Origin of the sequence: Marivita sp. (genome assembly GCF_020055635.1) — a bacterium.
In the GTDB taxonomy this organism is placed as follows: domain Bacteria; phylum Pseudomonadota; class Alphaproteobacteria; order Rhodobacterales; family Rhodobacteraceae; genus Marivita.
On record NZ_JAIPUT010000053.1, the window covers coordinates 1 to 26,272 of the forward strand.

The following is a 26,272-nucleotide window of genomic DNA, read 5'->3' on the forward strand; positions in this document are numbered from 1 at the left end:
CCAGCCGATCTCGTCGGCCAGTTCGCGCGCCCAGCTGTCATAGGCCGACCCCTTGTTGACGGCAATCACCTTGCCCTCAAATTCCTTCATGTCCGTGATCTCCGGGGCATCGTTCCCGACCAGAAACAGGAAATCGGTGTTCAGGTAGCCTTCGGAAAACAGCAGGTTCCCGGCGCGTTCCTCGGTGATCGTCGTGGGCGCCACGACAAAGTCATAGGTGCCGGCCTGCAATCCGGGAAGGATGCCGGAAAACTGCGTCGCGACGATATCCATCTCGGCGCCCAGCCGTTCACCAATCAGGTTGGCAAGATCGACGTTGAAGCCTTCGATCCCGCCCCCCAGTTTTGGCATGGCATGCGGCGCGAATGTGCCATCCAGCGCGACGGTGTACTTGTCCTGCGCGAAAGCTGCGCCGGAGAGAAATAAAGTGGCAGCAAGAGACGCTGCGGAAACAAAGAATTTCATGATCCAGATCCTGTTTTGCATTTGCGACTGCCGCAAGCCTTCAGCAGAGGCATCCATGACGCAAGGACCGTTTATGAGTTGTTGATGAATTTATGCATAAGTTGATAAGGAAAGGTTATAGACGATACATTGGTTGCCAAGGGTTTGAGCACTGGCGCGCAAATCGATGGCTTCGTGCACTGTCGCTGTCAATTGGCGGCCCGCATGGCCCTGCCTGCCACCAAACTGCGTCTTCAGAACCGCGGGTTCTCGCAGGGATGCAAACTTGGGTCGATTTGGCGCGCATATGCGGTGCATTTCAGCAACATTGAGAACCGAGCATTGAGACCAGATAAACCATTCATTTCCAGTGGCTTACCCAATTTTTCCGAGTGTGCTCCGACAGCCGCCCAGACAGACCGTTCTGGCATTTCCGATCCACTTTAAAATTGTCTTCAAATTCCCGCTTGAACGACTCAGGGGGCTATCTTACGTGCCGGCCATGGTCGTGATTCGACCGGACTGAACCGCATCAAGATCAATGGAGGACGAGATGCTGACACGTGACGATCTGATCCGTGAATACCGCACGCGCAGTGCGACATTCCCGGCGTTGCTTCTCGTCTATCTTATCATTCTGGGGACGATGGGCGCGACCGCTTTCGCTATCATCTAGGATCTGGGATAAGCCAGACGAGAGAACGTATGACGCAGTCATTCTAGGACAAGCCGCCGCGCTGGCGACTTGTCCTTTTTCTTGGCCTGCGGTCAGACGTCTGCCGCCTCTCCGACATTGTCCACGCCCCGCTCTTCCAGCAAGGTCGTCAGCCAGTTCGGGTCCATTTCCGGAACCGAACTGAGCAGCAGGTCCGTGTAGGGATGGTGCGGCGGCTTGAACATCTCGGTCTTGGGGCCTTGCTCGACCACCTTGCCGTGCTGCATGACCACGACTTCATCGGCGATGGCGCGCACGGTGGCCAGATCATGGGTGATGAACATGTACGCCAGGTTCAGTTCCTTCTGAAGCCGGTCCAGAAGCCTGAGGATGCCTTCGGCAACCAGCTGGTCCAGCGCGCTTGTCACCTCGTCACAGATGATGAAGGTAGGCTCCGCAGCCAGCGCCCGCGCGATCCCGATGCGCTGTTTCTGGCCTCCCGACAACTCTGGCGGGAAGCGGTCATAGTATTTCGAGGGCTCCAGTTCGATCAGGTCGAGAAGCTCGTCGACCCGCGATTTGAGAGCCGTCCCCTTGAGGCCGGAGTAGAACTGGGCCGGGCGGCCGATGATCTCGGAGATCCGCACCTTGGGGTTCAGCGCCGTGTCCGCCATCTGGTAGATCATCTGCGATTGCCGCAACTGGTCCTTGCTCCGGTCCGTGTATTTCGGCGGCAGCGGTTCTCCCTTGAACAGGATCTGTCCGCTGCTGGGGGGCAGAAGGCCGGTGATGCAACGCGCCGTGGTCGATTTTCCAGAGCCACTTTCGCCGACGACGGCGACGGTCATGCCTTCGTATATGTCGAAGGACACATCATCCAGAACCTTGTCGCCGCCCGTATAGGACGCATCGACGTTCTGAACCGAGATCAGCGGCGTCGCGTTTTCGGGCCGCGGTTTTTGCGGCCGTTCGAAACTCCGGACCGCCCAGAGCGATTTCGTGTAGTCTTCCTTGGGTGATTTGAGCATCACCTCGGTTGACGCCTCCTCGACCTCTTCGCCCTTGAGCAGCACCTTGATCGTGTCGGCCATCTGCGCCACCACGGCAAGGTCATGCGTGATATAGATGGCGGCCGTGTTGAACTGGTCGACGATATCGCGGATCGCGGCAAGCACCTCGATCTGGGTGGTCACGTCGAGCGCGGTTGTCGGCTCGTCGAAGATGATCAGGTCCGGTCGGCAGGACATGGCCATTGCCGTCATGGCGCGCTGAAGCTGGCCACCCGACACCTGGTGTGGATAGCGGAACCCGATCTCGCCCGGGTTCGGCAGGCGCAACCGTTCGTAAAGCTCGATTGCGTCTTCCTGGGCCTCCAGCCGCTTCTGAATGCGGTATTGCAGCGGCGCTTCGGTGTATTGGTCGATCAGCTTGTGCGACGGGTTGAACGACGCCGCTGCGGATTGCGCGACATAGGCAATCCGCGCACCGCGCAGCGCCCGCTTTTCGCCTTCGGTCGAGGTCGTCAGTTCGATCCCGTCGAATTCGATCGACCCGTCGGAAATCCGCGTGCCGTCCCTTGCATAGCCCATGGCGGCCGCGCCGATGGTCGATTTCCCGGCACCCGATTCCCCGATGAGGCCCATGACCTCCCCCCGGTGGAGGGTCAGGTCGACCCCCTTGATGATCGGGACCCAGGTCTCTCCTGTGAAGCCCTCGATCTTGAGATCGCGGATCTTGAGCAGGACGTCCTTTTTCAGCCCCGGTGCGATTGCTGATGTATCTGTCATGATCATTGCTCCTTCAAGCCGGAGGACCGGAACAGCATCCAGTCAACGACAAAGTTGACGGCCACGGTCAGCAGGGCGATCGCGGCAGCCGGAATGAGCGGCGTGATTTCCCCGAAGGAGATCAGCGTCGCGTTCTCGCGCACCATGGAGCCCCAATCCGCCGTCGGCGGCTGAATCCCCAGGCCAAGGAAGGACAGGCCGGCCACAAGCAGGAAGACGAAGCAGAATTCCAGCCCGAACTCCGCCACCAGTGGCGCGGTCGAGTTCGGCAGGATTTCCTTGCGGATCAGATAGCCGTCTTTCTCGCCACGCAGCTTGGCCGCCTCGATGTAGTCCATGACGACCACGTTGCCGGCGACGGCCCGCGTCAGGCGGAATACCCTTGGTGCATAGATGATGGCCACCGCAATGATGATCACCGTGATGTCCGGCCCGAAGATCGACAGCATCAGGAGCGCAAAGATCAGCGACGGGATCGACATGATCACATCGGCAAAACGCCCCATGAACTGGTCGAACCATCCGCCCTTGACCGCGGCAAGAAGCCCGGCGGTCGCACCCATGAAGAAGGCCGCCATGGTGGCAAGCAAGGCAAGACCGACGGTGTTCCGCGCGCCGTAGATGATACGGCTGAACATGTCGCGGCCAAGCTGATCGGCGCCCAGCAGCATGTTTGCATCCGCAGGCGCAAATGCGGACGAGATCACCTCGGATTCCCCGTAGGGAGCGATCCACGGCGCGAAGATCCCGGCGATGGCATAGGTGAAGATGACAAACATCCCGAAGGAGGCCGTCAGGGGCGCCGTCTTGATTTCCTTGGCAAGCTTGGGCGGCGTGATGGCCACCAGGAATTCGCGGAACGCGAAGGACACGCCGGCCGCGAAGGCAAGCATCCCTGCCCCGATGGCGACGGACCGAAGCGCGCCGGTCCCGCCGACGATGCCCAGCACGAAAGACACCAGCGTCAACGAGAAGAGCATCAGGAAGGCGCTGCGCTTTTCGTAATAGGCCGCAAGGCAGGAGACCCCGATCAGGAGACCGAAATATGTGATGACGAATATGCTCATTGGTCCGTCCCCTTATTTCGGATGCCGCAAGCGCGGGTTGGTCAGGATCGCGCCGACGTCGGCCGCGAGGTTCAGCAGGATGAAGGTTGCTGCAAAGATCAGGCAGCAGGCCTGGACAACCGGGAAATCCCTTTTGGAAACGGCGTCCACCAAGGACTGGCCGATTCCCGGATAGACGAAGACCACCTCGACAAGAACGACACCGGTGATCAGGTATGCCAGGTTCAGCGCGACCACGTTGATGATCGGAGCCCATGCGTTCGGCAGGGCGTGTTTCACGATCACCTTCCAGGGCGGTGTCCCCTTGAGACGTGCCATCTCGATATAGGGCGACGCCAGCAGGTTGATGATCGCGGCGCGGGTCATGCGCATCATGTGCGCCGTCACGACAAGCACCAGCGTGAGCGCCGGAAGGAAGGTTCGATGCAGCAGTTCGAGAAACGTCATGTCAGCGCTGAGACTCGCGATGGCCGGGAACATCTGCGCCTTCACGGACAGGTAGAGGATGAGAATGTATCCCAGGAAGAATTCCGGACTGGAAATCGAGGTAAGTGTCAGAACGTTGGCGACGCGGTCGAAGACGGTGTTGCGCAACAAGGCGACGATGACGCCGAGGGTGATCGCGAACGGCACGGCGATGACGGCCGCGTAAGCTGCCAGGAAAAGCGTGTTGATGAAACGTTCGGTGATCACCGAGCTGACCCGTTCTCCGGTCACGATGGATTCCCCGAAATTGCCGACCACCGCTCCGCTGAGCCATTCGAGATATCGGACCACTGCGGGCTTGTTCAGGCCCATTTCCTCGCGCAGCGCGGCCAGGTTTTCTTCCGTCGCACCCTGGCCAAGAACGGCCTGAGCGATGTCCCCGGGCAGGAGTTCGACCATGAAGAAGATGATTATCGAGATGACCAGAAGTGTGATCAGACCATAGCCCAGTCGTTTGAAAATAAGTGAAGCAATGTCACCCATGGATGTCCCCGTTTTGATGTCCGGTTCTTTGTGCCGGGTCGTTTGAACTGGCTGTGACGCTAGGCGCAGTCACCGGGCACCAGTTTATGGAAAGGCCCCGGATGTCCTCCGGGGCCCCTTGGCATTCGCCGCCTCAGTCGGTGAACCACCACCGGCTGGCTGCTCGTGCGCCGTCGTTTTCCCAACTTGCGGCAAGCTGGTCCGGCGTCCCGACATTGGCGCGGTTGGCATAGACGAAATTGTTGAAGAACGGGATGATCGTTCCCCCGTCATCCTTCGCCAGGATCGCCATTTCGCGGTACATTTCCGCGCGCAGGCTGTCATCCAGTTCCGACTTGGCCTGCAAGAGCAGCTCGTTGAAGCGCTCGTTCTGCCACCGGCTTTCGTTCCAGGCGGCATCGCTCTTGTACGCCAGCGTGTACATCACGTCGGGCGTCGGACGGGCCCCCCACGAAACCAGCGTGAACGGCTTTACCAGCCAGACATCGGAATAGTACCCGTCATTCGGTTCGCGCACGACGTTGACATTGATCCCGGCCGCCTTGGCGTGTTCGGCATAAAGCACGGCCATGTCCACCGCACCGGCATAGACGCTGTCGGCAGTGCTCAGGTTCACCGTCAGCCCCTCGGCTCCGGCCTTTCTCAGCAGCGACCTGGCCTGATCGGGATCGTATTCGCGTTGCTCGATGCCTTCGGGCCAATAGGGCTGCGCGGGCGAATGATGGAAATCGTTCGCCTTGGTCGCCGCGCCGAACGCGATCTTTTCGATGATGTCGTCGCGGTTCATCGCCAGCTTGAGAGCATTGCGCACGTCGACATTGTCGAAAGGCGCGGTGTCGCAATGCATCGGCATGGTGATCGCTGCGGCGGAAGGAATGTTGTGAATCACGATGTTGGGATCGCGCTGCATCAGGGCCATCGTCTTCAGCTCGATGAGCGATACCGCATCCACGTCACCCGTCACGAGCGCGGTCTGGCGCGCGTTCGGGTCATTCAGGACCAAGATCCGCACCTCGTCGAAATAGGCCCCTTCGCCGTGCCAGCCGTCATGGCGGCTCAACAGCCAGGATACGCCGAATTCGCCATCTTCGATCTTGTAGGGGCCTGATCCGTCGCCGGACCGCCAGTCGATCGTACCATCGTCATTGGCCGGGCAGATCGCGAAGTGGTAATCCGTCATCAGCCATGGAAGGTCCGCGTTGCCGCGCGCAAGCGTGACCACGATCGTGTTTTCCCCGTCCGCCGTGATGTCCGTCACGTCCGTCAGCAGCGCCTTGGCCGCCGACGTGGACTCGTCGCCGCGGTGGTGGTTGAGCGATGCAATCACATCCGTTGCCGTCACCGGCTTGCCGCTGTGGAAGGACGCCGCGGGGTTCAACTCGAATGTCCACTCGGTCGCGTCGGGGCTGGCTTCCCAGTTGGTGGCAAGGTCGGGGCCAAGCGACCCGTCGCCATTGATCATGGTGAGATAGCTGCGATGCGTGTGTCCGAGGAAGATCATCTGCCGGGTGACATAGGTTCCGGGGTCGTGCGTGTCCGAGCTGTTGCCGTCGTGCAGACCCCAGCGGAAGGTACCGCCGCTCTTGGGTTGGGCGGATGCCTTGGTGGTCCAGAGACCCGTTGCCGTGGTGGCCGTGAGGCCTGCGGCAAGCGAATAATTCATGAAGTCGCGGCGTGAAATTCGGCCGTTGCGCGCCTCTTCCGCAATCCGGTCGATAAGCTTTTGATTTCTTCTGGTCATGATAACTCCCTGTTGTCTCTGGCCTCCGCCAGAGCGGAGGAAGCCGAATTCCCTAGTCTTGTATCCAATCAGACATTTGATTTGAACAAAACCGACATGTTTTTATCAAAGCACGAACTGATGCAGGTATAAACCCCGTTGCCAAAAATTGCTTTTCACAGGTAATTTATGAAAAATTGCAAAAAGTGCGACGCAGTTCGGAGTGCTTTTTGACAAGAACCCCACCGCTCGGCCTCTCCGGTTCACCAAATCACCACGTGATCTGGATGTCGCTTTCTGACTTCGAGACGCCTGAAGCCGTCGCCGGGCACCGCCACCAGGATGTCCGATTTGGCCCCACTTGTGTCCGAAACCGCCCGAGACCTTTGCCGCTAGGCTTGTAAGGATGGCGCAAAGGAGTCGGATTCGATGAACTATTCAGGTTTCAAGGTCATCAAGGAAGCATTGACCGGACATCGGGGCTGGGGTCCGGCGTGGCGGGATGCTGCGCCGCAAGCCGAGTATGACTATGTCATTATCGGCGGCGGTGGGCACGGTCTGGCGACCGCGTATTATCTGGCCAGGGAATTCAGGCAAAGCCGCATCGCCGTGCTGGAAAAGGGATGGATCGGTGGAGGAAATGTCGGGCGCAACACCACGATCATTCGGTCGAACTACCTGCTGGACGGAAACGAGCCGTTTTACGAATTCTCGCTGAAGCTTTGGGAAGGGCTGGAGCAAGAGCTGAATTACAATGCGATGGTCAGCCAGCGCGGTATCCTGAACCTGATCCACTCGGATGCGCAACGCGACGCCTTCATCCGGCGCGGCAATGCGATGATCCTGAACGGGGCCGATGCCGAATTGCTCAGCACCACGCGGATCCGCGACCGCTATCCGTTCTTGAACGTGAACAACGCCCGCTTCCCGATCAAGGGCGGTCTGGCCCAGCATCGGGGCGGCACCGTACGCCACGACGCAGTCGCCTGGGGGTACGCCCGCGCCGCCGATCAGCGCGGGGTGGACATCATCCAGAATTGCGAAGTGACGGGGTTTCGCATCGAAAACGGCACCTGTACCGGCGTCGAAACCGCGCGCGGGTTCATCGGCGCAAAAAAGGTTGCGGCCTGCGTCGCCGGGTCGTCCTCTCGGCTGATGCAAAAAGCCGCAATGCGCCTGCCCATCGAAAGCCACGTCTTGCAGGCCTTCGTTTCTGAGGGGCTCAAGCCGGTGCTGCCGGGCGTCATCACCTTCGGCGCGGGACATTTCTACTGTAGCCAGTCCGACAAGGGCGGACTGGTGTTCGGTGGCGATATCGACGGCTACAATTCATACGCCCAGCGCGGCAACCTGCCGGTGGTCGAGGATGTCTGCGAAGGCGGTATGGCGATCTTTCCGATGTTGGGGCGCGCGCGCCTTCTGCGAAGCTGGGGCGGGATCATGGACATGTCGATGGATGGGTCGCCAATCATCGACCGCACCCATATCGACGGGCTCTATTTCAACGGCGGCTGGTGTTACGGCGGCTTCAAGGCGACCCCGGCCTCGGGCTTTGCCTATGCCCATCTGCTGGCCACCGACACACCGCATGAAACCGCCACCGCCTATCGGTTCGATCGCTTTGAAAGAGGCCGGATGATCGACGAAAAAGGCATGGGCAACCAGCCGAACCTGCATTGAGAGACCATCAGACATGCTGATCGATCACCCCCTTCTTGGCCCGCGCGACGCCAGCGAGTTCGTCTACAAGGGCGACGCGTCGCTGATCAACCGCCCCGACTGGCAGGCCGAGGACGCATTGGCGAAATTCATCGACTACGGCTACCTGCGTGACAACCCGGCCAGCGACCATCGCGAGCTTTGGTTCCATGAACAGGGGGACCGGTCGTGGCTTGTCGTGACGCGCGACACCACCACGCACGAGATCAAATCCGTCGAACTGGCCCGCGACGTGGCCCGCAGGGAAGGGCGTTCGAAATGACCGGTTCCAATCGTCTCGAAGGCGGTTTGATCGACCGCAGCAAACCGCTGCGGTTCAAGTTCGACGGGATCGGCTATTCCGGGTTCGAGGGTGACACGCTGGCCTCGGCCCTGCTTGCCAATGGCGTGCGCCTGATGGGGCGGTCGTTCAAGTATCACCGTCCGCGTGGCCCGATGACCGCCGGTTCGGAGGAACCCAACGCGATTGTCGAATTGCGCAGCGGTGCGCGGAAGGAACCCAACACCCGCGCCACCACGGCCGAACTTTACGAGGGACTGACCGCCAATTCGCAGAACCGCTGGCCGTCGCTCAAATGGGATGCGATGGCGGTCAATGACCAGTTGTCGAATTTCTTTGCCGCCGGTTTCTACTACAAGACCTTCATGTGGCCCGCGGCATTCTGGGAAAAGGTCTACGAGCCGATCATCCGCAAGGCCGCCGGTCTGGGAACGCTGAGCCACAAGCCGGACCCCGACAGCTATGACAAGGGATTTCTGCATTGCGACCTTCTGGTCATCGGTGCCGGGCCCACGGGGCTTGCCGCTGCGCTGACCGCGGGACGCGCCGGGGCGCAGGTCATCCTTGCCGACGAGGATCACCTGCCCGGCGGACGTCTCAATGCCGAAACCTTCACGCTGGGCGATCAGACCGGAGCGGACTGGGCCGCCGCCGCCATGGCAGAGCTGTCCTCGATGCCGAATGTCCGGGTGATGACCCGAAGCACGGTGATCGGCGCGTTCGATCACGGTATCTATGGCGTTGTCGAACGGGTCAGCGACCACCTGCCGGAACCCTTGCCCGGCAAGCCGCGCCAAATCCTGTGGCGCGTCTATTCGAAACGCGCGATCCTCGCGGCGGGTGCCACCGAACGGCCCATCGTGTTCGAGAACAATGACCGGCCCGGCATCATGCTTGCCTCGGCGATCCGGGCCTATGCCAACCGTTGGGGGACGACGCCCGCGAAGCAGGTCGCCATCTTCACCAACAACGACGATGGCCACCGAACCGCCAGCGACCTTGTCGCCAAGGGGGTCGAGGTGGTTGCCGTGATCGACACCCGCACGGACGCGCCTGGCTCGGACCTCTATGACGTGATCGCAGGCGGTGAGATCGACCAGACCTGGGGACGGCTTGGTCTGACCCGGATCGAGGTCAAGATGCCCAAGGGTGGCATCCGCCGCATCACCTGCGGCGCGCTGGGTGTTTCGGGCGGCTGGAACCCGAATGTGCACCTGACCTGCCACCAACGCGGACGGCCCGTGTGGAACGATGCGATCAGCGCCTTCGTTCCGGGCGACACCTTGCCCCCCGGCATGATCCCCGCAGGGGCTGCGGCTGGTGATTTCAGCACGCACGGCGCCCTGGTGTCAGGCCGGAAAGCGGCGCAGGAGGCTCTTGCGGATCTGGGTATAGACGCCAAGCCCACGGACCTGCCGCAGGCCGAGGATGCGCCGGTCCGGATCACGCCGTTCTGGCATGTCACCCGCGCCAAGCGCGCCTGGGTGGATCAGCAGAACGATGTCACCGCCAAGGACGTGAAGCTGGCGCATCAGGAAAACTTCGTCTCGGTCGAGCATCTGAAACGCTACACGACGCTTGGCATGGCCACGGACCAGGGCAAGACCTCGAACATGGCGGGCCTTGCGATCATGGCCGAGGTCGCGGGCAAATCCATCCCCGAGGTGGGCACAACGATGTTCCGGCCGCCCTACACCCCGACGGCCATGGGTGTCTTTGCCGGCCGGTCGCGCGACGAGACCTTCCGCCCGACCCGCAAGACCCCAAGTCACAAATGGGCCGAGGAACAGGGCGCGACATTCGTCGAGGCCGGGCTTTGGCTGCGCGCCCAATGGTTCCCCAAGCCCGGCGAAACCCATTGGCGCGAAAGTGTCGACCGCGAGGTGACACAGACGCGCAAATCCGTCGGCATCTGCGATGTGACCACGCTTGGAAAGATCGACGTGCAGGGCACGGATGCCGCCGAGTTCCTGAACCGCGTCTACTGCAACGGTTTCGCCAAGCTGGCCGTCGGCAAGGTGCGTTACGGCCTCATGCTGCGCGAGGACGGGATCGTGATGGATGACGGCACTGCCGCCCGTCTGGCCGAAGACCATTTCGTCGTCACGACAACCACCGCGAATGCCGTTCCGGTCTACCGGCATATGGAGTTTGTGCGTCAGTGCCTTTTCCCGGACATGGATGTGCAACTGATTTCCACCACCGAAGCCTGGGCGCAATTCGCCGTGGCCGGCCCGAATTCACGGGCGCTGCTGCAAAAGATCGTCGACCCGGAGTTCGACATCTCGAACGACGCCTTTCCGTTCATGGCCTGCGGCGCTGTCACGGTCTGCGGCGGCTTGCGGGCGCGCCTGTTCAGGATCTCGTTCTCGGGCGAATTGGCCTTCGAGATCGCCGTGCCGACACGCTATGGCGACGCCCTGATCCGCCGGTTGATGCAGGCCGGCGCGGAATTCGATGTCGTCCCCTACGGCACCGAGGCTCTGGGTGTCATGCGGATCGAGAAAGGGCACGCCACCGGCAACGAACTCAACGGAACAATCACGGCCCTGAACCTTGGAATGGACCGGATGGTCTCGAAGAAGAAGGATTCCATCGGGTCGGTTCTTTCGGAACGCGAAGGGCTGAACGAGGCTGACGCGCTCAAGCTGGTCGGATTGAAGCCGGTCAATCCCGACCACACAGTGCCTGCTGGCGCGCACCTAATGACGAAAGGCACCAAGGTGTCCGCAGCCAACGATCAGGGCTATGTCACCTCGGCCTGCTATTCGCCGAACCTCGGTTGCCACATCGCGCTGGCCTATCTCAAATCGGGCGACACGCGCATGGGCGAGGTGATCCGACTGGTCAGCCCGCTGACCGGTATCGACCACGATGTCGAGGTTGTCAGCGCGCATTTCGTCGATCCAGAGGGAGACCGACTCCGTGCATGATCTGAAACCCATGACACCACTTGGCCAACACGAGCCGGTGATCGAAACGCATGGCCCGGTGACCCTCACCGAAGTGACGGACACCGCGCTGGCATCGGTCGCCGCCCGTCTGGGGCGCGAGGCCGACACCGCGGCCATCCTCGCGTCCGTCTTGGGGTCAGAGACCCCTGCCCCGGCACGGCACGGCGGCAAGACCCTGACCGCGTTCTGGATGGGACCGGACCAGTGGATGGTCGAAGCGCCATTGGAAACTCACGAAGACCTTGCCGCGCAGCTTGCCGCCACGTCTGAGGGCGCGATGAGCGTAACCGAGCAGACCGACGCCTGGTGCCGCTTCGACCTTTCGGGAGAGCGGCTTGCAGACGTCTTCGAACGGCTCTGTTCAGCCAACACCCGCGCCTTCACCGGCGGCGAGGCCGTGCGCACCGCGATCGAGCATCTTGGCTGTTTCCTGCTGTGTCGGACGCCCGCGCATATCTCGGTCCTAGGGCCTCGGTCCGCGGCGAACTCGCTGCACCACGCGTTGCTGACCGCGATGCGGTCTGCGCATTGATCAGCCCGCCTGATCAGACCGACGGCACCGGCAGATTGCTCTCGACGCGGTAGAGGTTGATCCTTTTGCGGTCTTCCTGCGGGGTCAGGCCGAAGGCAGACCTGTAATGCTTCACGAAGGGCTTGGCGTTTGCATAGCCGACCGCCGCCGCGACGTCTGCAATCGCGTCGTTGGTGTACATCACGATCTGCCGCGCCGCCTGCATCCGCAAATGCCGGAAATAGCGCGTCGGGTTCTGGCCCGTCGACTGCTTGAAGCGCCGTTCAAGATGGCGCGGCGTGATGTTCAACCGCTCTGCAACGTCGGCCACGGCGGCCGGGTTGGACAGGTCCTCGGCGAATATCTTGATCGCGCGGGACACAATCGGCGACAGGTCGGTGTCCGGGTCGATGGTGTGCCGCACCGGAAGGGTCTGGCGTACACCCGCCTTGCGCATCATCGGATGCTGGAACCAGCACGCGACCTCGTTCGCGACATCCCCGCCGAGTGCGGTCTGGATCAGGTTCAGCGCAACGTCAAACGCCGCAGCCGCCCCAGACGCGGTGATGCGCTGCGTCGAAATCTCGATCACCTCGTCGCTGCGGGGGATCTCGGGAAATTCCGCTGCAAAGGCCGCCTCGTAGCACCAGTGCACCGAGAGGCGATCCTTCAGGACCACGCCGCTGCGGACAAGCGGAAACACGCCGCCGCTGATGGCCCCGAGGATCGTGCCGTGCCGGTCGATCAGGCGCAGTTGGGCGGCGGAACGCCGGTCCGTGAAACGTGCGGTCGGTGCCGACAGCAGGATCAGGTAGTCCAGATCACCGACATCCCGCAGTCCGACATCGGGATCGAACCCGATCCCGGCGCTCGAGATCACCTTCTTCGCATCCTCGGAAATCAGAATCCATTCGAACATGTGCGCGTTCGAGATCTCGTTGGCCGCGCGCAGGGGTTCGATCACCGAGGTCAGGCAAGCCATTGGAAAGCCCGGGAAAAGCAGAAATCCGATTTTCGTCGGCATCACGGTGGCCTTTCGTGTTTCCCCAAGGTCGGGTATCCGAACGATTGAAAAAATATGCAATTCCGGGAATGCTGGCTAGAGTTCAGGCAGTTATACGTGTCTTATCCCAAGTTGAAACCTTCGAGGGCGGGCGATGAGTGCAGCGACGGGTCAGCGCATGACCAAACTTCTTCAAGACCCACACAGTGTCCGCGAAGGCCGGGAAAAGGTGCTCGAAGTGGCCATCGGCCGCGAAGTGCGGGCGTTTCGCAAACAGCAGGGCATTACCGTGGCCGAGTTGGCCAAATTGACAGACCTGTCGATCGGGATGTTGTCCAAGATCGAAAACGGCAACACCTCGCCGTCGCTGACCACGTTGCAAACCCTGGCGAATGCCCTGTCGGTTCCGCTCACGGCCTTTTTCCGAGGCTACGAGGAAAACCGCGAAGCCCTGCTGACCAAGGCCGGAGAGGGCGTCGAGATCGAACGCGCGGGCACCCGCGCCGGGCATCAGTACAACCTGCTCGGGCATATCGGGTCGAATTCCAGCGGTGTGATTGTCGAACCCTATCTTCTGACGCTGACGCAGGAATCCGACACGTTCAAGACCTTCCAGCATGAAGGGATCGAGATGATCTACATGCTCGAGGGCAAGGTCGACTACCTGCATGGCAATGAGATCTATCCGCTGGAACCCGGTGATACGCTTTATTTCGACGCGGATGCGCCACACGGACCGGAACGGCTGGTCGAGCTGCCGATCCGATACCTGTCGATCATCTGCTACCCGCAGCAGAAATCCTGATCTTCCCGAGCAGCATCGAGAGACGCGGGCTACCGTGACCGGGCATCGTTTTGCGTCTGAAGCGGCGGTTCGCTGTCGAGATCCGGCCAGACCCCCGGTGAAGTCGGCAGCCCGTCGTCATGCCGGCCAAGATAGTCAAGCATCAACGGACGGTTGGCGATGAAGCCCTTGTAGGTGGCCAGTTCATCGGGAAGGTCGCGCACGACACGATGCAGGCGGCGGCCCCATTTGGGGATTCTCACGAGATCCTGAAAGGCAATCAGGTAGCAGCGGATCGGGAACAGAAGCGCATTGGAGCGCGGCAAACGGTAGAAGGTCTGCAATTCGACCCGCAAATGCTGCTTGGCGCCGATATTTTCGGGGGTCAGGCTGGTCTTCTGGATCCCCCATTTGTGATAGTTTTCCGGGCTGGTATCAAGCAACGGGTTCACCGTCATCGTCCAGTTCAGGCGCCGCGCCGGCGCGCCCTGCTGAATGTTCAGGAGGAATTTCAGAGCGCGCTTGAAGATCCCCATCTCATGCGCCAGCGGCACCGGCGCATGCCATTCGAAGAAATCCATTCCGATGTCGAAATCGAGCGACCAATCCGCCTGCGTCGTGACCATGCCCGCATCCATGTAAAGCATGTCGCCACGCTGATCGAGCACGGCGTAATCGCCCTGGGCCTGGCGGGTGATGTATTCAAGCGGGCCGCAGGGCAGCGTGGTTTCATCCAGGAACGTGAATGTATGATCAATGCCCATCGGCTTGTTGATCCAGCGCCACCGGTTGCCGTCGCGGTGCAGTTCAAAAAGGTCCGGGTAATCCTCGGATTTGCTGACCATGATGAGTTCGAGAGTGTCCCACCCGGCCAGGGTCATGTGCGGCAGGGATTGGCACCGCAGAGGGTCGTCCGCCAACACGATCGCCCGGTCCTGCATTTCCGACACGTAATGTTCATCCACGTCGAACCGCTTTTCATAGACAGACCCTTCGGGGCCGCCACGGTGTTGTTCCATGTTGACCGAATACATGTAGCTGTCTTCGTGGAACGGGAAGGGAAACCGTTTGATTGCCCAGTCCGAGTTTCGGAAGGAGTAGTCGTCGCGAAACGTTTCGGTGTTGAATTGGATCGTCATGGCTTGTCCCCTACCGATCTAGCACAAGGCTTTTGCCGACAAAGCGGCTGACACAGGGCATGATCTTCTTGCCGCTGGTGTGGTCTTCGTCGTCCAGCCAGTGATCGCGATGAACAAACGTGCCATCGGCCTCAATGACATCGGTTTCACATTGCCCGCAGGCGCCGCCACGGCACAGGAACGGCGCATCGACGCCGCAGCGTTCCATCGCCTCGAGCAGGCTTTCGCTCTCACCGACCTGGATGGTGATGTCTGACCGGCACAGCCGGACCTCGAAGGGTTTGCCCGGCTGGGGCGCCAGAAATTCTTCGGAATGCACGTTCTCGTCCGGCCATCCATGCGCGGCGGCGGTGGCGTGAACCCAATCGATCATGCCCTTCGGGCCGCAGACATAGACATGCGTGCCAAGCGGTTGCCCGTCGAGCAAATCTTCGAGCGCAATGGCCTGGTTCCGATCGTCGAAATAAACATGCACCTTGTTCGGGTACCTTGAGGTCAGCTGATCGACATAGGTGCCAAGAGCCTCGTTCCGGCAGGCGTAGTGCAGCTCCCATGCGCCTCCCATCCGCTCGAGATGCGCAATCATCGCCATGAAAGGCGTGATGCCGATGCCGCCGGCAAGAAACACGTGCTTGCGCCCGCGCAGATCGAGCGGAAAAAGGTTGACGGGATAGCTGATCTTCATCCGGTCGCCGACCTTGACGGACCTGTGCATGAACAGGGATCCGCCCCGCCCCGCATCGTCGCGGCGCACCGAGATCGCATATTGCGAGCTGTCCGCCGGATCCGACATCAGCGAATAGGGGTTCAGACGCAGCCGGTCGCCATCGCGCATCTCGACCACGGTATGCGCCCCGGCCGAAAAGGGCGGAAACGCCTTGTCGTCGGCGCGGGTGAATTCGAAGCGGGTCACAAGTTCGTTCAGAGGAACAACGGCGCTGACGATGACGTCGATCTTTTCCGCGCCGGCCCTGGCTTTCTGGGGGGCCGCACTCATGTGTAAAGCTCCACCGGATCGGGGAGGTTTCCCGGGTCCTCGGCATCTATGCAGACGCCCTGGAAGGCCGCCAATCTGCGGGAATAATGGTCGCGGACAAACAGGTTCAGGCCACAATGCGAACAAACGAACGGGTCCGTGACCACGTCTTCGGTGATGCCCTTGCAGTGAACGCATTGCATTCGGCGCGCGACCGACCCGCGGTGCTCCGTCTGGATGGCGCTGTGTGGGATCCCGGCCTGCATCGCTTCGTTCTGTGCCTGGCCCATCAACCCTTCGGTTCCGGCAAGATAGACCTGCAAGCCCATATGCGCATCCGACAGAACCCGCCGGATACGCGGCACCGATGCCTCGTAGGTGGGGCCGACATGAAACTGCGCAGGCCCAAGGTCGCGTAGCCTTTGGGTATAGGTCTCGCCGGTCGTCTTCGGGATGTAGATGATGTGGCCTTGCGCGAACAGGCGTGCCTCCCTTGTCGCCAGATCAAGCAACGCTTCGGCGCCCTCGGCATCGGCGATCATCAGATGCGCTTTTCCCGGCCTTGGTTCGAGCGTGCCATAGACCGGGCGGCTCCTGATGCTTTCCGGAAACTGAAATTTTGTCATGGGGTTCGATGTCTCCCACTTGATCGATACAGGAAGTAAAATAGCACCCCCGGCGTCGGCGATGCTCCAGGTTGATGTGTCAGCCCTTGGCGGTCCGGATTGACTTGTCCTTGTCGTAGAACGGCATCTCTTCCGCCACACAGGCGATTTCCGTGCCATCGGCATTTCGGACGGTCATTTTGGTACCGGGCACCGCGCAGTCCACGGGCATGCGGGCAATACCGACATTGTGGCCGTTGAGATCGGAGTTCATGCCGTAGGTGACGACACCGACTGCCGCACCATCCTTCACAAGCTCTGCACCTTCGCCGGCAGGAGTCGTGCCTTCAAGGCGGACCCCGTAAATCTTGAACCGCTCCTTGCCCTTCAGCGCATAATGGTTCTCGGCGCCGCGAAAGCCGGTCTTGCCGGGGGACACGGTGAAGTCGAGACCCAATTCCCAGAGGGAGTCGCCACATGGCTGATCCGCGAAGGGATGGGTCTCGGAATTGTCACCGGGAAAGAACAGCAGGTAGCTTTCCGTGCGCAGCAGGTCGAGGGTCGAGAACTGAACCGGCCGAATGCCCATGTCCTTGCCATCCTCGAGGATCGCGTCCCAAAGCGCGATGGCATGCCGCGCTTCGCAGAAAATCTCGTATCCACGTTCCCCGGTATAGCCGGTGCGCGAAATCATGACCGGCTTGCCGAACAGCTTGGTCTGGATGATGCCGAAATATGCCAGATCGCGGATGCCCGGTATGTGTTTGGCAAGGAAATCCACGGCGACCGGACCCTGAAGCGACATGTCATGCAGATCGTCATCGAAGATCATCGAAACGCTTTTTCCGTGCGCCGCCATCGCGAGGCTTTCATGCCCGGTTCCGGTGCCATGCACGACCATCCAGCTGTTGACCGAAAGACGGTAGATCACACAGTCGTCGATGAAGAGCCCGCGATCGTCCAGCATGGAGGCATAGACGGCGCGGCCTGGCATGATCTTGTCGACATTCCGGGTGGTGGCGCGGTCGATCACGGCTGCCGCATGCGGCCCGCTCAGGTGAATTTTCTTGAGTCCCGAGACATCCATCAGCCCGGCCCTGGTCCGAACCGCCTCGTAATCGGCCTTCGCCCTCTCGTCGGAATGGTCATAGAACCAGGCGGTGCCCATGCCGTTCCAATCTTCCAATGCGCCGCCGATCTCGGCATGCCGCTGTGCGAGCGCCGACGTTCTGTAGATGATCCCCATCCGGTGAGACTCCCTGATCTGTCTTGCTTGGAGATATTCAGACCGATGTCTTTTGAAAAATCAACATCAATGTAAAATAAATTTCCTGCGGGGAATATTCTGAGGATGGCTTGCCCAAAATTTGATCGCATTCACCTGACGGTCGAAGGCACCGCGCCCAAGCGCAACTGACGCCGGATTGGCAGGCGGTTGTCGAAGCGCAGGATAGTCGTACAGGCCCTCGTGATTAAAAATTAGGCGATCCAATCAGGTAAATTGCCTATCAGTAAAAAAATATTCATTCCAGTTGCGGCGGTATTTGGTCGATGCTAGCGTCTTCGTGTAGACCCTTGGGGGTGATGGAATCAAACACGTGGAGCGTCGCTGAAATGTGCGGAATCGTTGGACTTTTCCTGAAAGACAAAGCACTTGAACCTCAATTGGGTGCTTTGCTCACTGACATGCTGATCACGATGACGGATCGGGGGCCGGACAGCGCCGGCATCGCGATCTATGGCGCGCCTGCGGCCGGCACCTCCAAGCTGACCGTGCAATCGGAAAACCCGGACGAAGACTTTGCCAGCCTGGCGAGCGTCCTCCAGCCGCTGGTTGGTGGACCGGTCTCCGTTGAACGACGCGACACGCATGCCGTTCTGACGGTGCCTGCCGGCAAATCCGAGCATGTGCGCAACCAGATCAAATCCGTCGCTCCGACGGTGCGGGTCATGTCGTTCGGTGACTCTCTCGAGATCTACAAGGAGGTTGGCCTCCCCCGGGATGTCGCCACCCGCTTCGACCTGACGTCGATGTCCGGCACCCACGGGATCGGGCATACGCGCATGGCGACCGAGTCCGCCGTGACCACGCTTGGCGCCCACCCGTTCAACACCGGGTCCGACCAGTGCCTCGTGCACAATGGCTCGCTTTCGAACCACAATACGCTGCGGCGCAAGTTGCAGCGCGAAGGCATCCACATCGAAACCATGAACGACAGCGAAGTGGCGGCGGCCTACCTGACCTGGAAAATGCAGAACGGCGCAACTCTGGGCGAGGCGCTCGAGCAATCGCTCGACGATCTTGACGGGTTCTTCAACTTCGTCGTCGGCACCAAGGACGGGTTCGGCGTGGTGCGGGATCCGATCGCCTGCAAACCGGCCGTGATGGCGGAAACCGACCAGTATGTCGCCTTCGGTTCGGAATACCGCGCGTTGGTGAATCTGCCCGGCATCGACACCGCCCGCGTCTGGGAGCCGGAACCGGCGACCGTCTATTTCTGGACCCACGGCAAAACCGAAACTCCAAGCAAGAAGGCCGCGTAAATGCAGACCTACGACCTGGAAGCCGAGGGGCTGCGCGGCTTGAACTCCGCACTGCACGCCCAGTCCGAAACCACCAATCAGACCAAGTGGGAAATCGTCAACCCCAAGGGCAGCCATGCCATCGCCGTCGGTCTGGACGCTCCGATCGAAGTCAATGTCAAAGGCTCGACCGGGTATTACTGCGCGGGAATGAACAAGCAGGCCACCATTCTGGTTCATGGCTCCGCTGGGCCGGGCGTGGCCGAAAACATGATGTCCGGCACCGTCATCATCGATGGGGACGCGTCGCAATATGCCGGAGCGACCGGCCACGGCGGGACGCTTGTCATCAAGGGCAACGCCAGTTCGCGCTGCGGCATCTCGATGAAGGGCATCGACATCGTGGTGCATGGCAATGTCGGCCACATGTCCGCCTTCATGGCGCAGTCGGGCAACCTTGTCGTCTGCGGCGATGCCGGAGACGCCCTGGGCGACTCGATCTACGAAGCCAGGCTTTTCGTGCGCGGATCGGTCAAGTCCCTTGGTGCGGATTGCATCGAGAAGGAGATGCGCCCCGAACATATCGAGATCCTGCGCGATCTGCTTGAAAAGGGCGGCTGCGATGCAAAGCCCGAGGAGTTCAGGCGCTACGGATCGGCTCGCCAACTCTACACCTTCAAAATCGACAACGCGTATTGAGGAGTCCATGACCGTGAAAGATGTAAAAGACGACGGTCCCCCGCGGACAGTGCCCCTTCAGTCGGCGACCTTCTCGAACCCGGTCAACGCCGAGATCCGCCGCGCGGCGGCCACCGGCATCTACGACATCCGCGGCGGGGGGGCGAAACGGCGCGTGCCGCATTTCGACGACCTGCTCTTCCTCGGCGCGTCGGTCTCGCGTTACCCGCTCGAAGGTTATCGCGAACGGTGCGACACCAAGGTCACCCTCGGCACGCGGTTTGCCAAAAAGCCGATCGAGTTGGACATCCCGGTCACCATTGCGGGCATGTCCTTTGGCGCGCTGTCCGGCCGGGCCAAGGAAGCGCTGGGGCGCGGCGCGTCCGAAGCGGGCACATCCACAACGACGGGCGACGGCGGCATGACCCCCGAGGAACGGGGCCATTCAACCAAGCTGGTCTACCAGTACCTACCGTCGCGCTATGGCATGAACCCCGACGACCTGCGCAAGGCCGATGCCATCGAGATTGTCGTTGGTCAAGGCGCCAAGCCCGGCGGCGGAGGCATGCTTCTTGGACAGAAGATCTCGGACCGGGTCGCGGACATGCGCAACCTGCCCAAGGGCATCGACCAGCGGTCGGCCTGTCGCCACCCGGACTGGACCGGGCCGGACGACCTCGAGATCAAGATCCTCGAGTTGCGTGAAATCACCGCCTGGGAAAAGCCGATCTACGTCAAGGTCGGCGGCACCCGCCCCTATTACGACGTGGCGCTTGCGGTAAAGGCGGGGGCCGATGTCGTGGTGCTTGACGGCATGCAGGGCGGCACGGCGGCGACGCAGGACGTCTTCATCGAACATGTGGGCCTACCGACCCTCGCCTGTATCCGCCCGGCGGTCCAGGCGCTTCAGGATCTCGGTGTGCACCGCGAAGTGCAGCTGATCGTGTCGGGCGGCATCCGATCCGGGGCCGACGTGGCCAAGGCGATGGCGCTGGGTGCCGACGCCGTGGCGATCGGAACGGCGGCGCTGATCGCGCTCGGCGACAACGACCCGAAATGGGAAGCCGAATACCAGAAGCTGGGCACGACGACCGGGGCCTATGATGACTGGCACGAAGGCCGGGACCCGGCGGGCATCACAACGCAGGACCCGGAGCTTCAGGCACGGCTCGACCCTGTCGATGCGGGCCGCCGCCTGCGCAATTACCTCAATGTCATGACGCTTGAGGCCCAGACGATTGCCCGGGCCTGCGGACACAACAACCTGCACAATCTCGAACCAGAGGATCTGTGCGCGCTGACCATGGAGGCCGCTGCCATGGCGCGCGTGCCGCTTGCAGGAACAGACTGGTGGCCCGGAAAGCCCGGCACCGGTTTTTGAACGATACCGACACAAGGGGGAGCGATGCAAAACGCTCCCCCTTCCAATAAGAAATGAAACGAACAGGGATATAAAAGAATGACCGTGGATCTGGCAGATTTCGCCCGGGAAAGAGGCATCAAGTATTTCATGATTTCCTTCACGGATCTCTTTGGCGGACAACGCGCCAAACTGGTCCCGGCGCAAGCCATCGCGGACATGCAGGAAGACGGCGCGGGCTTTGCCGGCTTTGCGACTTGGCTCGACATGACGCCGGCGCATCCCGACATGCTGGCCGTGCCGGACCCGGACTCGGTCATCCAGTTGCCCTGGAAACCCGAAGTGGCCTGGGTCGCAAGCAATTGCGTCATGGAGAACGAAGATGTGGCGCAGGCTCCGCGCAACGTGCTGCGTCGCCTGATCGCCGAGGCTGCGGAAGAGGGCCTGCACGTCAAGACCGGGATCGAGGCGGAGTTCTTCCTGCTGACACCCGAGGGCGACCAGATCAGCGACCCTTTCGATACCGCCGCCAAACCCTGTTATGATCAGCAGGCGGTGATGCGGCGCTATGACGTGGTGCGCGAAATCTGCGACTACATGCTCGAACTGGGCTGGGGACCATACCAGAACGACCATGAAGACGCGAATGGACAGTTCGAGATGAACTGGGAATATGACGACGTTCTCAAGACCGCGGACAAGCATTCGTTCTTCAAGTTCATGACCAAGTCGGTCGCGGAGAAGCACGGCTTCCGCGCGACCTTCATGCCGAAACCCATCGAAGGCCTGACCGGCAACGGCTGCCACGCGCATGTCTCGGTCTGGGACGCCCCCGGAAGCGATGCCAAGACAAACGTCTTTGCAGGGGACGGCGATGGACCGACGGGTGAAGTCGGACTGTCAGAGCGCGGCAAGCACTTTCTCGGCGGCATCATGAAGCACGCCAGCGCCCTGGCCGCGATCACCAATCCGACCGTTAACAGCTACAAGCGGATCAATGCCCCACGCACAATGTCGGGGGCGACCTGGGCTCCGAACACGGTGACCTGGACCGGCAACAACCGCACCCACATGGTCCGTGTGCCCGGACCCGGCCGTTTCGAACTGCGCCTGCCGGATGGCGCGGCAAACCCCTACCTGCTGCAGGCCGTGATCATCGCCGCAGGGCTATCGGGCATTCGCAGCAAGGCGGACCCCGGCAAGCGCTACGACATCGACATGTATGCCGACGGCCACACGGTGCGCGGCGCGCCCAAGCTGCCGCTCAACATGCTGGATGCAATCCGCGAATACGACAGGGACACCGCGCTGAAAGACGCGATGGGAACGGAATTCTCGGCCTCCTACATCAAGATGAAGATGCAGGAATGGAATGCCTTCGTCACCCATTTCAGCCAGTGGGAGCGGGACAACACGCTCGATATCTGATCGTCCGGGCGACGCCCAAAAAAAGGGCCACGGTGAGGATCACCGTGGCCCTTTCCCGTTCCGGGTCAACCCTTGGCAAAACTCAGCCTGGTCGACTCACGAACGGGGCCTGGTTTTCTGCGGATCGTAATGGGCAAAGGGCACGATCATCGCCGGCAAGCGTTTCTGATGGCCATCAAGCTTGCCGATCTCCACAGCTGTGCCAATCTCGTGATGCGCGACATCGACCCGCGCCAGCGCGATATTCCTGCCAAGGATGGGAGACCGCATCGAAGACGTGACCTCGCCGATCTGAGCCCGCCCGATATGCACGCAATCGCCGTGCCCGACCGTGACGTTGCTGTCGATCTCGAGCCCGACCAGCTTGCGCGCCGGATGTTCCTTGCGCCGGATCAGCGCTTCCCGACCGATGAAGTCGTCGGTCTTGGATTTGAGCGGAACGGTAAACCCGATGCCGGCCTCGAACGGGTCGGTCTGGTCGCTGAAATCGTAACCTGCAAAGATGAGCCCGGCCTCGATCCGGACCATGTCCAGCGCCTCGAGCCCCATCGGGGTGATCCCGTGATCCTGACCGGCGTCCCAGACCGCGTCGAACACGGCGCCGGCGTGTCTGGGATGACAGAAGATCTCGTACCCCAACTCGCCGGTGTAACCGGTGCGGCTCACCACGACGGGAATGCCCTGATCATCGCCGATCCGGGCTGGCGTGAACCGGAACCATGCCAGATCCTCGAAATTCGGCCGATGCGGCGCGGTCCAGATGATTTTCCTCAGCAGGTCTCGGCTTTCCGGCCCCTGCACCGCGATGTTGTGCTGCATGTCGGTCGAGGATCGCACCAGGACCTTGAGACCCAGCTCCTCGGCCTTTTCACGAATCCATTCGCCGCCATAGTCCGACCCGCCGATCCAGCGGAAATTGTCCTTGCCCAGCCGAAACACCGTGCCATCGTCGATCATGCCCCCATGCGGATAGCACATCGCCGTGTAGACTACCCCGCCCTCGGGCAGGGTCTTCATGTTGCGGGTGAAGATGTACTGGCACAGGGCTTCGCTGTCCGGACCGGTGATCTCGAACTTGCGCAGCGGGCTGAGGTCCAGGACCACGCATTTCTGTCGACAGGCGTGGTATTCGTCGATCGGCCCCGCCGTGGACATGCTGTTGGCCAGCCAATATCCGTTATACTCGATGAAATTCTCGGTGAACCGGGCGAACCGGTCGTGAAAGCCTGTCTGTTTCGTCATTTTCGGTTCCGCGTCGGGGGTGGGCCGGTAAGCAACGGCGCGTTGAAAGGTGTCCTTCCCGCTATAGGTGCGGACGTGGATGTCGGTGGGATTCCAGCCATTGGCGGCAGAGGTGTCGTCCGGGCAGGCCGAGTTGACACAGACAAGATCGGTCAGCGCGCGCAGCAGCACGTAGTCCCCCGGTCGAGACCAAGGCTCGTCGGAATACATCACACCGTGTTCATCTATTCCGGTGTTGAAGAAAAAGTTGATCGCCATCCAGCCGGCGCGCCCCGTCACCCCATGCGGGGCTAGCGCCGCGTTGAAGTTGTCAGAGCAATTCACGTGGCCCGGATAGCCGATATCGTCATAATACCTGGACGTGCAGGCCAGAGCGAAAGCGTCATGCCGTCCACAGGTGTCCTGGATCACCTCGACCAGCGGCAGCATGTCCTGATCATAGTATTTCGCATGCAGCCCCGGCATGGGGTAGGCGTGCTCCATCAATGTCCGCGTGGTGGTCACGTCAAGCGCGTGCTCGATCCCCTTGTCCAGCTTGCGCGCCGCGAAACACTGGAAGTCGGTGCATTGGCGCCCGTCCACATCAAGGATCTGGATGTAATCGCCCGCCTTGACGAAATAGGCCTCGGCGGTCGCGGAATGCACGCGGATTTCGGTGACCGGATCGGCCAGCGGATCCGGCAATGCGAACCGCGCCACGGATTTGAGCATCGCGCGCCGGATATGGACGGTCAGCGGCGTGGCGGTGTCCTGGCGCTCGAAATCCATGATCCCGCCCGGAGCGGCGATGATCGCAATGCCGTCGCGCGTCGCCGTAAAGCTTTCTTTCGTCCCGGCCGGCGTTTCGCGTTCGAACAGGTGCACGGCCTGCGCCTTGGCAAGATCAAGCCCTCGCGCCTCGATCCCCATGCGCAGGCTGCGCAGCGACGGATCCTGCGAACACAAAAGCGCATGAAGACCGGCGGGCAGACCGCGTCCGGTCGCTCCGATCAAGCCGGTGTCGAAGGATCCGGCGGAATCGGCACAGACGATCTCGCAGGGCTGTCCGCCTTCCATGTTCTCGATTTCGAGCCTGTCGCCGGTTTCAAGCCGCACCAGGATCGCACCGGACCCTTCGACGACGTATCGTTCCGTACCGGGCGGCAGCGAAAACAGGCGCGGCTGCAGAATCGAACTGGGCTTTGGTGGCCCCGGAATGACATTAGGGTATTGCGTCGCCAACGTGAGCCCTCCGAGCACTTGCATAAGCGGAAAATATATTTAACATCAAGAATAATATCAGACGCCACCGCGTGCAAGCCATTCAAGCACATATCCGGGACGATCTCGCAAGCAGGAGACACGCATGAATGCAATTGCCCTTGGCCTTCTGGCGGCTGTCTGCTGGGGTCTGCACGACATCTCGATCCGCTATCTCAGCCGGACCGTGCCGCTGATCGGCGCCCTGCTTTTCGTTCTGGCGGTCGGGCTTCTGTTCCAGGTGACCGTTCTGGCAACGATCGACGTCCTGCGCCTGCCGCAAGGTGACGCGTTCTGGCTGTCCATCGGGTCCGGGGTCGCCTTCCTGATCGCGAGCCTCGGACTCTACTATGCCTTCGAACGGGGCCCCGTGCGCCTGGTCAGCCCGATCATCGGAGCCTATCCGATCCTGTCCATCGCCCTGGCGGCCATGTCCGGCGCCCGCATCGGTCTGGACCAGGTGACCGCCGTTCTCATGATCGTGCTGGGTGTCGGCGTCGTTGCCAGCCTGGCCGACAAGAGCGGCGAACCGGTCCCGCCGAAAGGGCCGACCATCGCCCTGTCTGTCGTGTCGGCCATCGGGTTTGCCGTGACCTTCAAGCTGGGCCAGATGGCCGCCGCGCTCGACGGCGAATTACAGTCCACGCTCTTGGCGCGGTTGACCGCACTGGGCTTGCTCGTGGTGTTGGTGGCCGTGAAGAAACCTCCCCTGCGGGTCGGGCGCGGCGCCATGATCCCGTTGACCCTGATGGGGCTTCTCGACGGGGTGGCCCTTCTGGCCGTCCTGAAGGCCGGAACCATGGACAATCCTCAATTCGCGGCGGTGGCGTCTTCGATGTTCGGGCTCTTCACGATCGTGCTGGCCTGGACCTTCCTCCGGGAACGCATGACCACGCCGCAATGGACCGGCTGTCTGATCGCGTTTCTCGCCATCGGGTACCTTGCGTGGTGACGATCAGGACCTGGACCCGCGGGTCCAGTCCGCGATCTCCTTGAGGAAAGAAACCTCTCTCGAACCGGCGGCCCGCTCGGCAATCCTGGACCCCATGCCGTGGCTCTCACGCGGTGAGCCCTTCCGGTTCGGGGACGTTGTTTGCCCGGCAACAGGCGGTCACGGTGTTGGCGAGCAGGCAGGCGATGGTCATCGGCCCGACGCCGCCGGGCACGGGTGTGATGGCGCCGGCGATTT

22 protein-coding genes and 1 pseudogene are annotated in these 26,272 nt (G+C 61.3%); 11 read left to right on the top strand and 12 right to left on the bottom strand.

The window, feature by feature from the left end; translation table 11 throughout:
* A partial coding sequence (locus LCF60_RS18955; protein WP_292293964.1) for a transporter substrate-binding domain-containing protein occupies positions 1-465 on the bottom strand: 465 nt, incomplete at its 3' end.
* Between the two features lie 532 nt (positions 466-997).
* On the opposite strand from LCF60_RS18955, the gene LCF60_RS18960 reads away from it, so the two are divergent.
* Positions 998-1,120 carry a hypothetical protein gene (locus tag LCF60_RS18960; RefSeq protein ID WP_292293966.1) on the top strand — a complete coding sequence of 41 codons (123 nt, stop codon included), beginning with the start codon at positions 998-1,000 and terminating at the stop codon, positions 1,118-1,120.
* A 92-nt stretch (positions 1,121-1,212) separates the two neighbouring features.
* On the opposite strand, the gene LCF60_RS18965 is transcribed toward LCF60_RS18960, so the two are convergent.
* The 4 genes from LCF60_RS18965 to LCF60_RS18980 form a co-directional block, all read right to left on the bottom strand.
* Complete coding sequence (locus LCF60_RS18965) at positions 1,213-2,886, bottom strand: ABC transporter ATP-binding protein (RefSeq protein WP_292293968.1); 1,674 nt, start codon at positions 2,884-2,886, stop codon at positions 1,213-1,215.
* Between the two features lie 2 nt (positions 2,887-2,888).
* Complete coding sequence (locus tag LCF60_RS18970) at positions 2,889-3,953, bottom strand: ABC transporter permease (protein WP_292293970.1); 1,065 nt, start codon at positions 3,951-3,953, stop codon at positions 2,889-2,891.
* 12 nt (positions 3,954-3,965) lie between these two features.
* Positions 3,966-4,922 carry an ABC transporter permease gene (locus LCF60_RS18975; RefSeq protein ID WP_292293972.1) on the bottom strand — a complete coding sequence of 319 codons (957 nt, stop codon included), beginning with the start codon at positions 4,920-4,922 and terminating at the stop codon, positions 3,966-3,968.
* A 133-nt stretch (positions 4,923-5,055) separates the two neighbouring features.
* Entirely contained in the window at positions 5,056-6,663 is a 1,608-nt protein-coding gene (locus LCF60_RS18980) for an ABC transporter substrate-binding protein (protein ID WP_292293976.1), read from the bottom strand.
* 408 nt (positions 6,664-7,071) lie between these two features.
* On the opposite strand from LCF60_RS18980, the gene LCF60_RS18985 reads away from it, so the two are divergent.
* The 4 genes from LCF60_RS18985 to LCF60_RS19000 are packed head-to-tail and all read left to right on the top strand — an operon-like array spanning position 7,072 to position 12,127.
* Positions 7,072-8,322, top strand: coding sequence for a sarcosine oxidase subunit beta family protein (locus tag LCF60_RS18985; protein WP_292293977.1), 1,251 nt, complete (start codon positions 7,072-7,074; stop codon positions 8,320-8,322).
* Between the two features lie 13 nt (positions 8,323-8,335).
* A complete protein-coding gene (locus LCF60_RS18990; protein ID WP_292293979.1) occupies positions 8,336-8,623 on the top strand; it encodes a sarcosine oxidase subunit delta in 288 nt (95 codons plus the stop codon).
* Positions 8,620-11,574, top strand: a complete 2,955-nt coding sequence (locus LCF60_RS18995) for a sarcosine oxidase subunit alpha family protein (RefSeq protein ID WP_292293981.1) — start codon at positions 8,620-8,622, stop codon at positions 11,572-11,574. The genes LCF60_RS18990 and LCF60_RS18995 overlap by 4 nt, the downstream gene beginning before the upstream one ends.
* Positions 11,567-12,127, top strand: coding sequence for a sarcosine oxidase subunit gamma (locus LCF60_RS19000; RefSeq protein ID WP_292293983.1), 561 nt, complete (start codon positions 11,567-11,569; stop codon positions 12,125-12,127). The genes LCF60_RS18995 and LCF60_RS19000 overlap by 8 nt, the downstream gene beginning before the upstream one ends.
* A gap of 13 nt (positions 12,128-12,140) precedes the next feature.
* Here LCF60_RS19000 and LCF60_RS19005 read toward each other — a convergent pair whose 3' ends face one another.
* On the bottom strand, positions 12,141-13,088 hold the full coding sequence (locus tag LCF60_RS19005; RefSeq protein ID WP_292293985.1) for a helix-turn-helix domain-containing protein: 948 nt from the start codon (positions 13,086-13,088) through the stop codon (positions 12,141-12,143).
* Positions 13,089-13,287: 199 nt separating this feature from the next.
* On the opposite strand from LCF60_RS19005, the gene LCF60_RS19010 reads away from it, so the two are divergent.
* The gene (locus tag LCF60_RS19010) at positions 13,288-13,914 is read left to right on the top strand and encodes a helix-turn-helix domain-containing protein (RefSeq protein WP_292293987.1); all 627 of its coding nucleotides are present in this window, start codon (positions 13,288-13,290) and stop codon (positions 13,912-13,914) included.
* Between the two features lie 29 nt (positions 13,915-13,943).
* On the opposite strand, the gene dmmC is transcribed toward LCF60_RS19010, so the two are convergent.
* The 4 genes from dmmC to LCF60_RS19030 form a co-directional block, all read right to left on the bottom strand.
* A complete protein-coding gene (dmmC, locus tag LCF60_RS19015; protein ID WP_292293989.1) occupies positions 13,944-15,032 on the bottom strand; it encodes a dimethylamine monooxygenase subunit DmmC in 1,089 nt (362 codons plus the stop codon).
* Positions 15,033-15,042: 10 nt separating this feature from the next.
* Positions 15,043-16,029 carry a PDR/VanB family oxidoreductase gene (locus LCF60_RS19020; RefSeq protein WP_292293990.1) on the bottom strand — a complete coding sequence of 329 codons (987 nt, stop codon included), beginning with the start codon at positions 16,027-16,029 and terminating at the stop codon, positions 15,043-15,045.
* Positions 16,026-16,634, bottom strand: a complete 609-nt coding sequence (gene dmmA, locus LCF60_RS19025) for a dimethylamine monooxygenase subunit DmmA (RefSeq protein WP_292293991.1) — start codon at positions 16,632-16,634, stop codon at positions 16,026-16,028. Before dmmA ends, LCF60_RS19020 begins: the two co-directional genes overlap by 4 nt.
* Positions 16,635-16,713: 79 nt before the next feature.
* Positions 16,714-17,859: an aminomethyltransferase family protein gene (locus LCF60_RS19030; protein ID WP_292293993.1), complete on the bottom strand. Its 1,146-nt coding sequence runs from the start codon at positions 17,857-17,859 to the stop codon at positions 16,714-16,716.
* 368 nt (positions 17,860-18,227) lie between these two features.
* On the opposite strand from LCF60_RS19030, the gene LCF60_RS19035 reads away from it, so the two are divergent.
* From LCF60_RS19035 to glnT, 4 genes are all read left to right on the top strand, one after another.
* Positions 18,228-19,157: a glutamine amidotransferase family protein gene (locus LCF60_RS19035; protein ID WP_292293995.1), complete on the top strand. Its 930-nt coding sequence runs from the start codon at positions 18,228-18,230 to the stop codon at positions 19,155-19,157.
* Entirely contained in the window at positions 19,158-19,835 is a 678-nt protein-coding gene (locus tag LCF60_RS19040) for a GXGXG domain-containing protein (RefSeq protein WP_292293996.1), read from the top strand.
* A 7-nt stretch (positions 19,836-19,842) separates the two neighbouring features.
* Positions 19,843-21,195 carry an FMN-binding glutamate synthase family protein gene (locus LCF60_RS19045; protein ID WP_292293998.1) on the top strand — a complete coding sequence of 451 codons (1,353 nt, stop codon included), beginning with the start codon at positions 19,843-19,845 and terminating at the stop codon, positions 21,193-21,195.
* 78 nt (positions 21,196-21,273) lie between these two features.
* Positions 21,274-22,602 carry a type III glutamate--ammonia ligase gene (gene glnT / locus LCF60_RS19050; RefSeq protein WP_292293999.1) on the top strand — a complete coding sequence of 443 codons (1,329 nt, stop codon included), beginning with the start codon at positions 21,274-21,276 and terminating at the stop codon, positions 22,600-22,602.
* 96 nt (positions 22,603-22,698) lie between these two features.
* Here glnT and tdm read toward each other — a convergent pair whose 3' ends face one another.
* Positions 22,699-25,089: a trimethylamine-oxide aldolase Tdm gene (tdm, locus tag LCF60_RS19055; protein ID WP_292294001.1), complete on the bottom strand. Its 2,391-nt coding sequence runs from the start codon at positions 25,087-25,089 to the stop codon at positions 22,699-22,701.
* A 100-nt stretch (positions 25,090-25,189) separates the two neighbouring features.
* Between tdm and LCF60_RS19060 the strand changes: the two genes are divergently transcribed.
* Positions 25,190-26,035, top strand: coding sequence for a DMT family transporter (locus LCF60_RS19060; RefSeq protein ID WP_292294003.1), 846 nt, complete (start codon positions 25,190-25,192; stop codon positions 26,033-26,035).
* Positions 26,036-26,141: 106 nt separating this feature from the next.
* Here the strand turns inward: LCF60_RS19060 and LCF60_RS19065 are convergent.
* Positions 26,142-26,272, bottom strand: a pseudogene (locus tag LCF60_RS19065) (bifunctional methylenetetrahydrofolate dehydrogenase/methenyltetrahydrofolate cyclohydrolase); the annotation flags it as partial.

What these genes read in the sequence shown, in the direction of transcription:
- LCF60_RS18960 (WP_292293966.1), top strand. Translation starts at nt 998, where the DNA reads ATGCTGACACGTGACGATCTGATCCGTGAATACCGCACGCGCAGTGCG.
- LCF60_RS18965 (WP_292293968.1), bottom strand. Translation starts at nt 2,886, where the DNA reads ATGACAGATACATCAGCAATCGCACCGGGGCTGAAAAAGGACGTCCTG.
- LCF60_RS18970 (WP_292293970.1), bottom strand. Translation starts at nt 3,953, where the DNA reads ATGAGCATATTCGTCATCACATATTTCGGTCTCCTGATCGGGGTCTCC.
- LCF60_RS18975 (WP_292293972.1), bottom strand. Translation starts at nt 4,922, where the DNA reads ATGGGTGACATTGCTTCACTTATTTTCAAACGACTGGGCTATGGTCTG.
- LCF60_RS18980 (WP_292293976.1), bottom strand. Translation starts at nt 6,663, where the DNA reads ATGACCAGAAGAAATCAAAAGCTTATCGACCGGATTGCGGAAGAGGCG.
- LCF60_RS18985 (WP_292293977.1), top strand. Translation starts at nt 7,072, where the DNA reads ATGAACTATTCAGGTTTCAAGGTCATCAAGGAAGCATTGACCGGACAT.
- LCF60_RS18990 (WP_292293979.1), top strand. Translation starts at nt 8,336, where the DNA reads ATGCTGATCGATCACCCCCTTCTTGGCCCGCGCGACGCCAGCGAGTTC.
- LCF60_RS18995 (WP_292293981.1), top strand. Translation starts at nt 8,620, where the DNA reads ATGACCGGTTCCAATCGTCTCGAAGGCGGTTTGATCGACCGCAGCAAA.
- LCF60_RS19005 (WP_292293985.1), bottom strand. Translation starts at nt 13,088, where the DNA reads ATGGCTTGCCTGACCTCGGTGATCGAACCCCTGCGCGCGGCCAACGAG.
- LCF60_RS19010 (WP_292293987.1), top strand. Translation starts at nt 13,288, where the DNA reads ATGACCAAACTTCTTCAAGACCCACACAGTGTCCGCGAAGGCCGGGAA.
- dmmC (WP_292293989.1), bottom strand. Translation starts at nt 15,032, where the DNA reads ATGACGATCCAATTCAACACCGAAACGTTTCGCGACGACTACTCCTTC.
- LCF60_RS19020 (WP_292293990.1), bottom strand. Translation starts at nt 16,029, where the DNA reads ATGAGTGCGGCCCCCCAGAAAGCCAGGGCCGGCGCGGAAAAGATCGAC.
- dmmA (WP_292293991.1), bottom strand. Translation starts at nt 16,634, where the DNA reads ATGACAAAATTTCAGTTTCCGGAAAGCATCAGGAGCCGCCCGGTCTAT.
- LCF60_RS19030 (WP_292293993.1), bottom strand. Translation starts at nt 17,859, where the DNA reads ATGGGGATCATCTACAGAACGTCGGCGCTCGCACAGCGGCATGCCGAG.
- LCF60_RS19035 (WP_292293995.1), top strand. Translation starts at nt 18,228, where the DNA reads ATGTGCGGAATCGTTGGACTTTTCCTGAAAGACAAAGCACTTGAACCT.
- LCF60_RS19040 (WP_292293996.1), top strand. Translation starts at nt 19,158, where the DNA reads ATGCAGACCTACGACCTGGAAGCCGAGGGGCTGCGCGGCTTGAACTCC.
- LCF60_RS19045 (WP_292293998.1), top strand. Translation starts at nt 19,843, where the DNA reads ATGACCGTGAAAGATGTAAAAGACGACGGTCCCCCGCGGACAGTGCCC.
- glnT (WP_292293999.1), top strand. Translation starts at nt 21,274, where the DNA reads ATGACCGTGGATCTGGCAGATTTCGCCCGGGAAAGAGGCATCAAGTAT.
- tdm (WP_292294001.1), bottom strand. Translation starts at nt 25,089, where the DNA reads ATGCAAGTGCTCGGAGGGCTCACGTTGGCGACGCAATACCCTAATGTC.
- LCF60_RS19060 (WP_292294003.1), top strand. Translation starts at nt 25,190, where the DNA reads ATGAATGCAATTGCCCTTGGCCTTCTGGCGGCTGTCTGCTGGGGTCTG.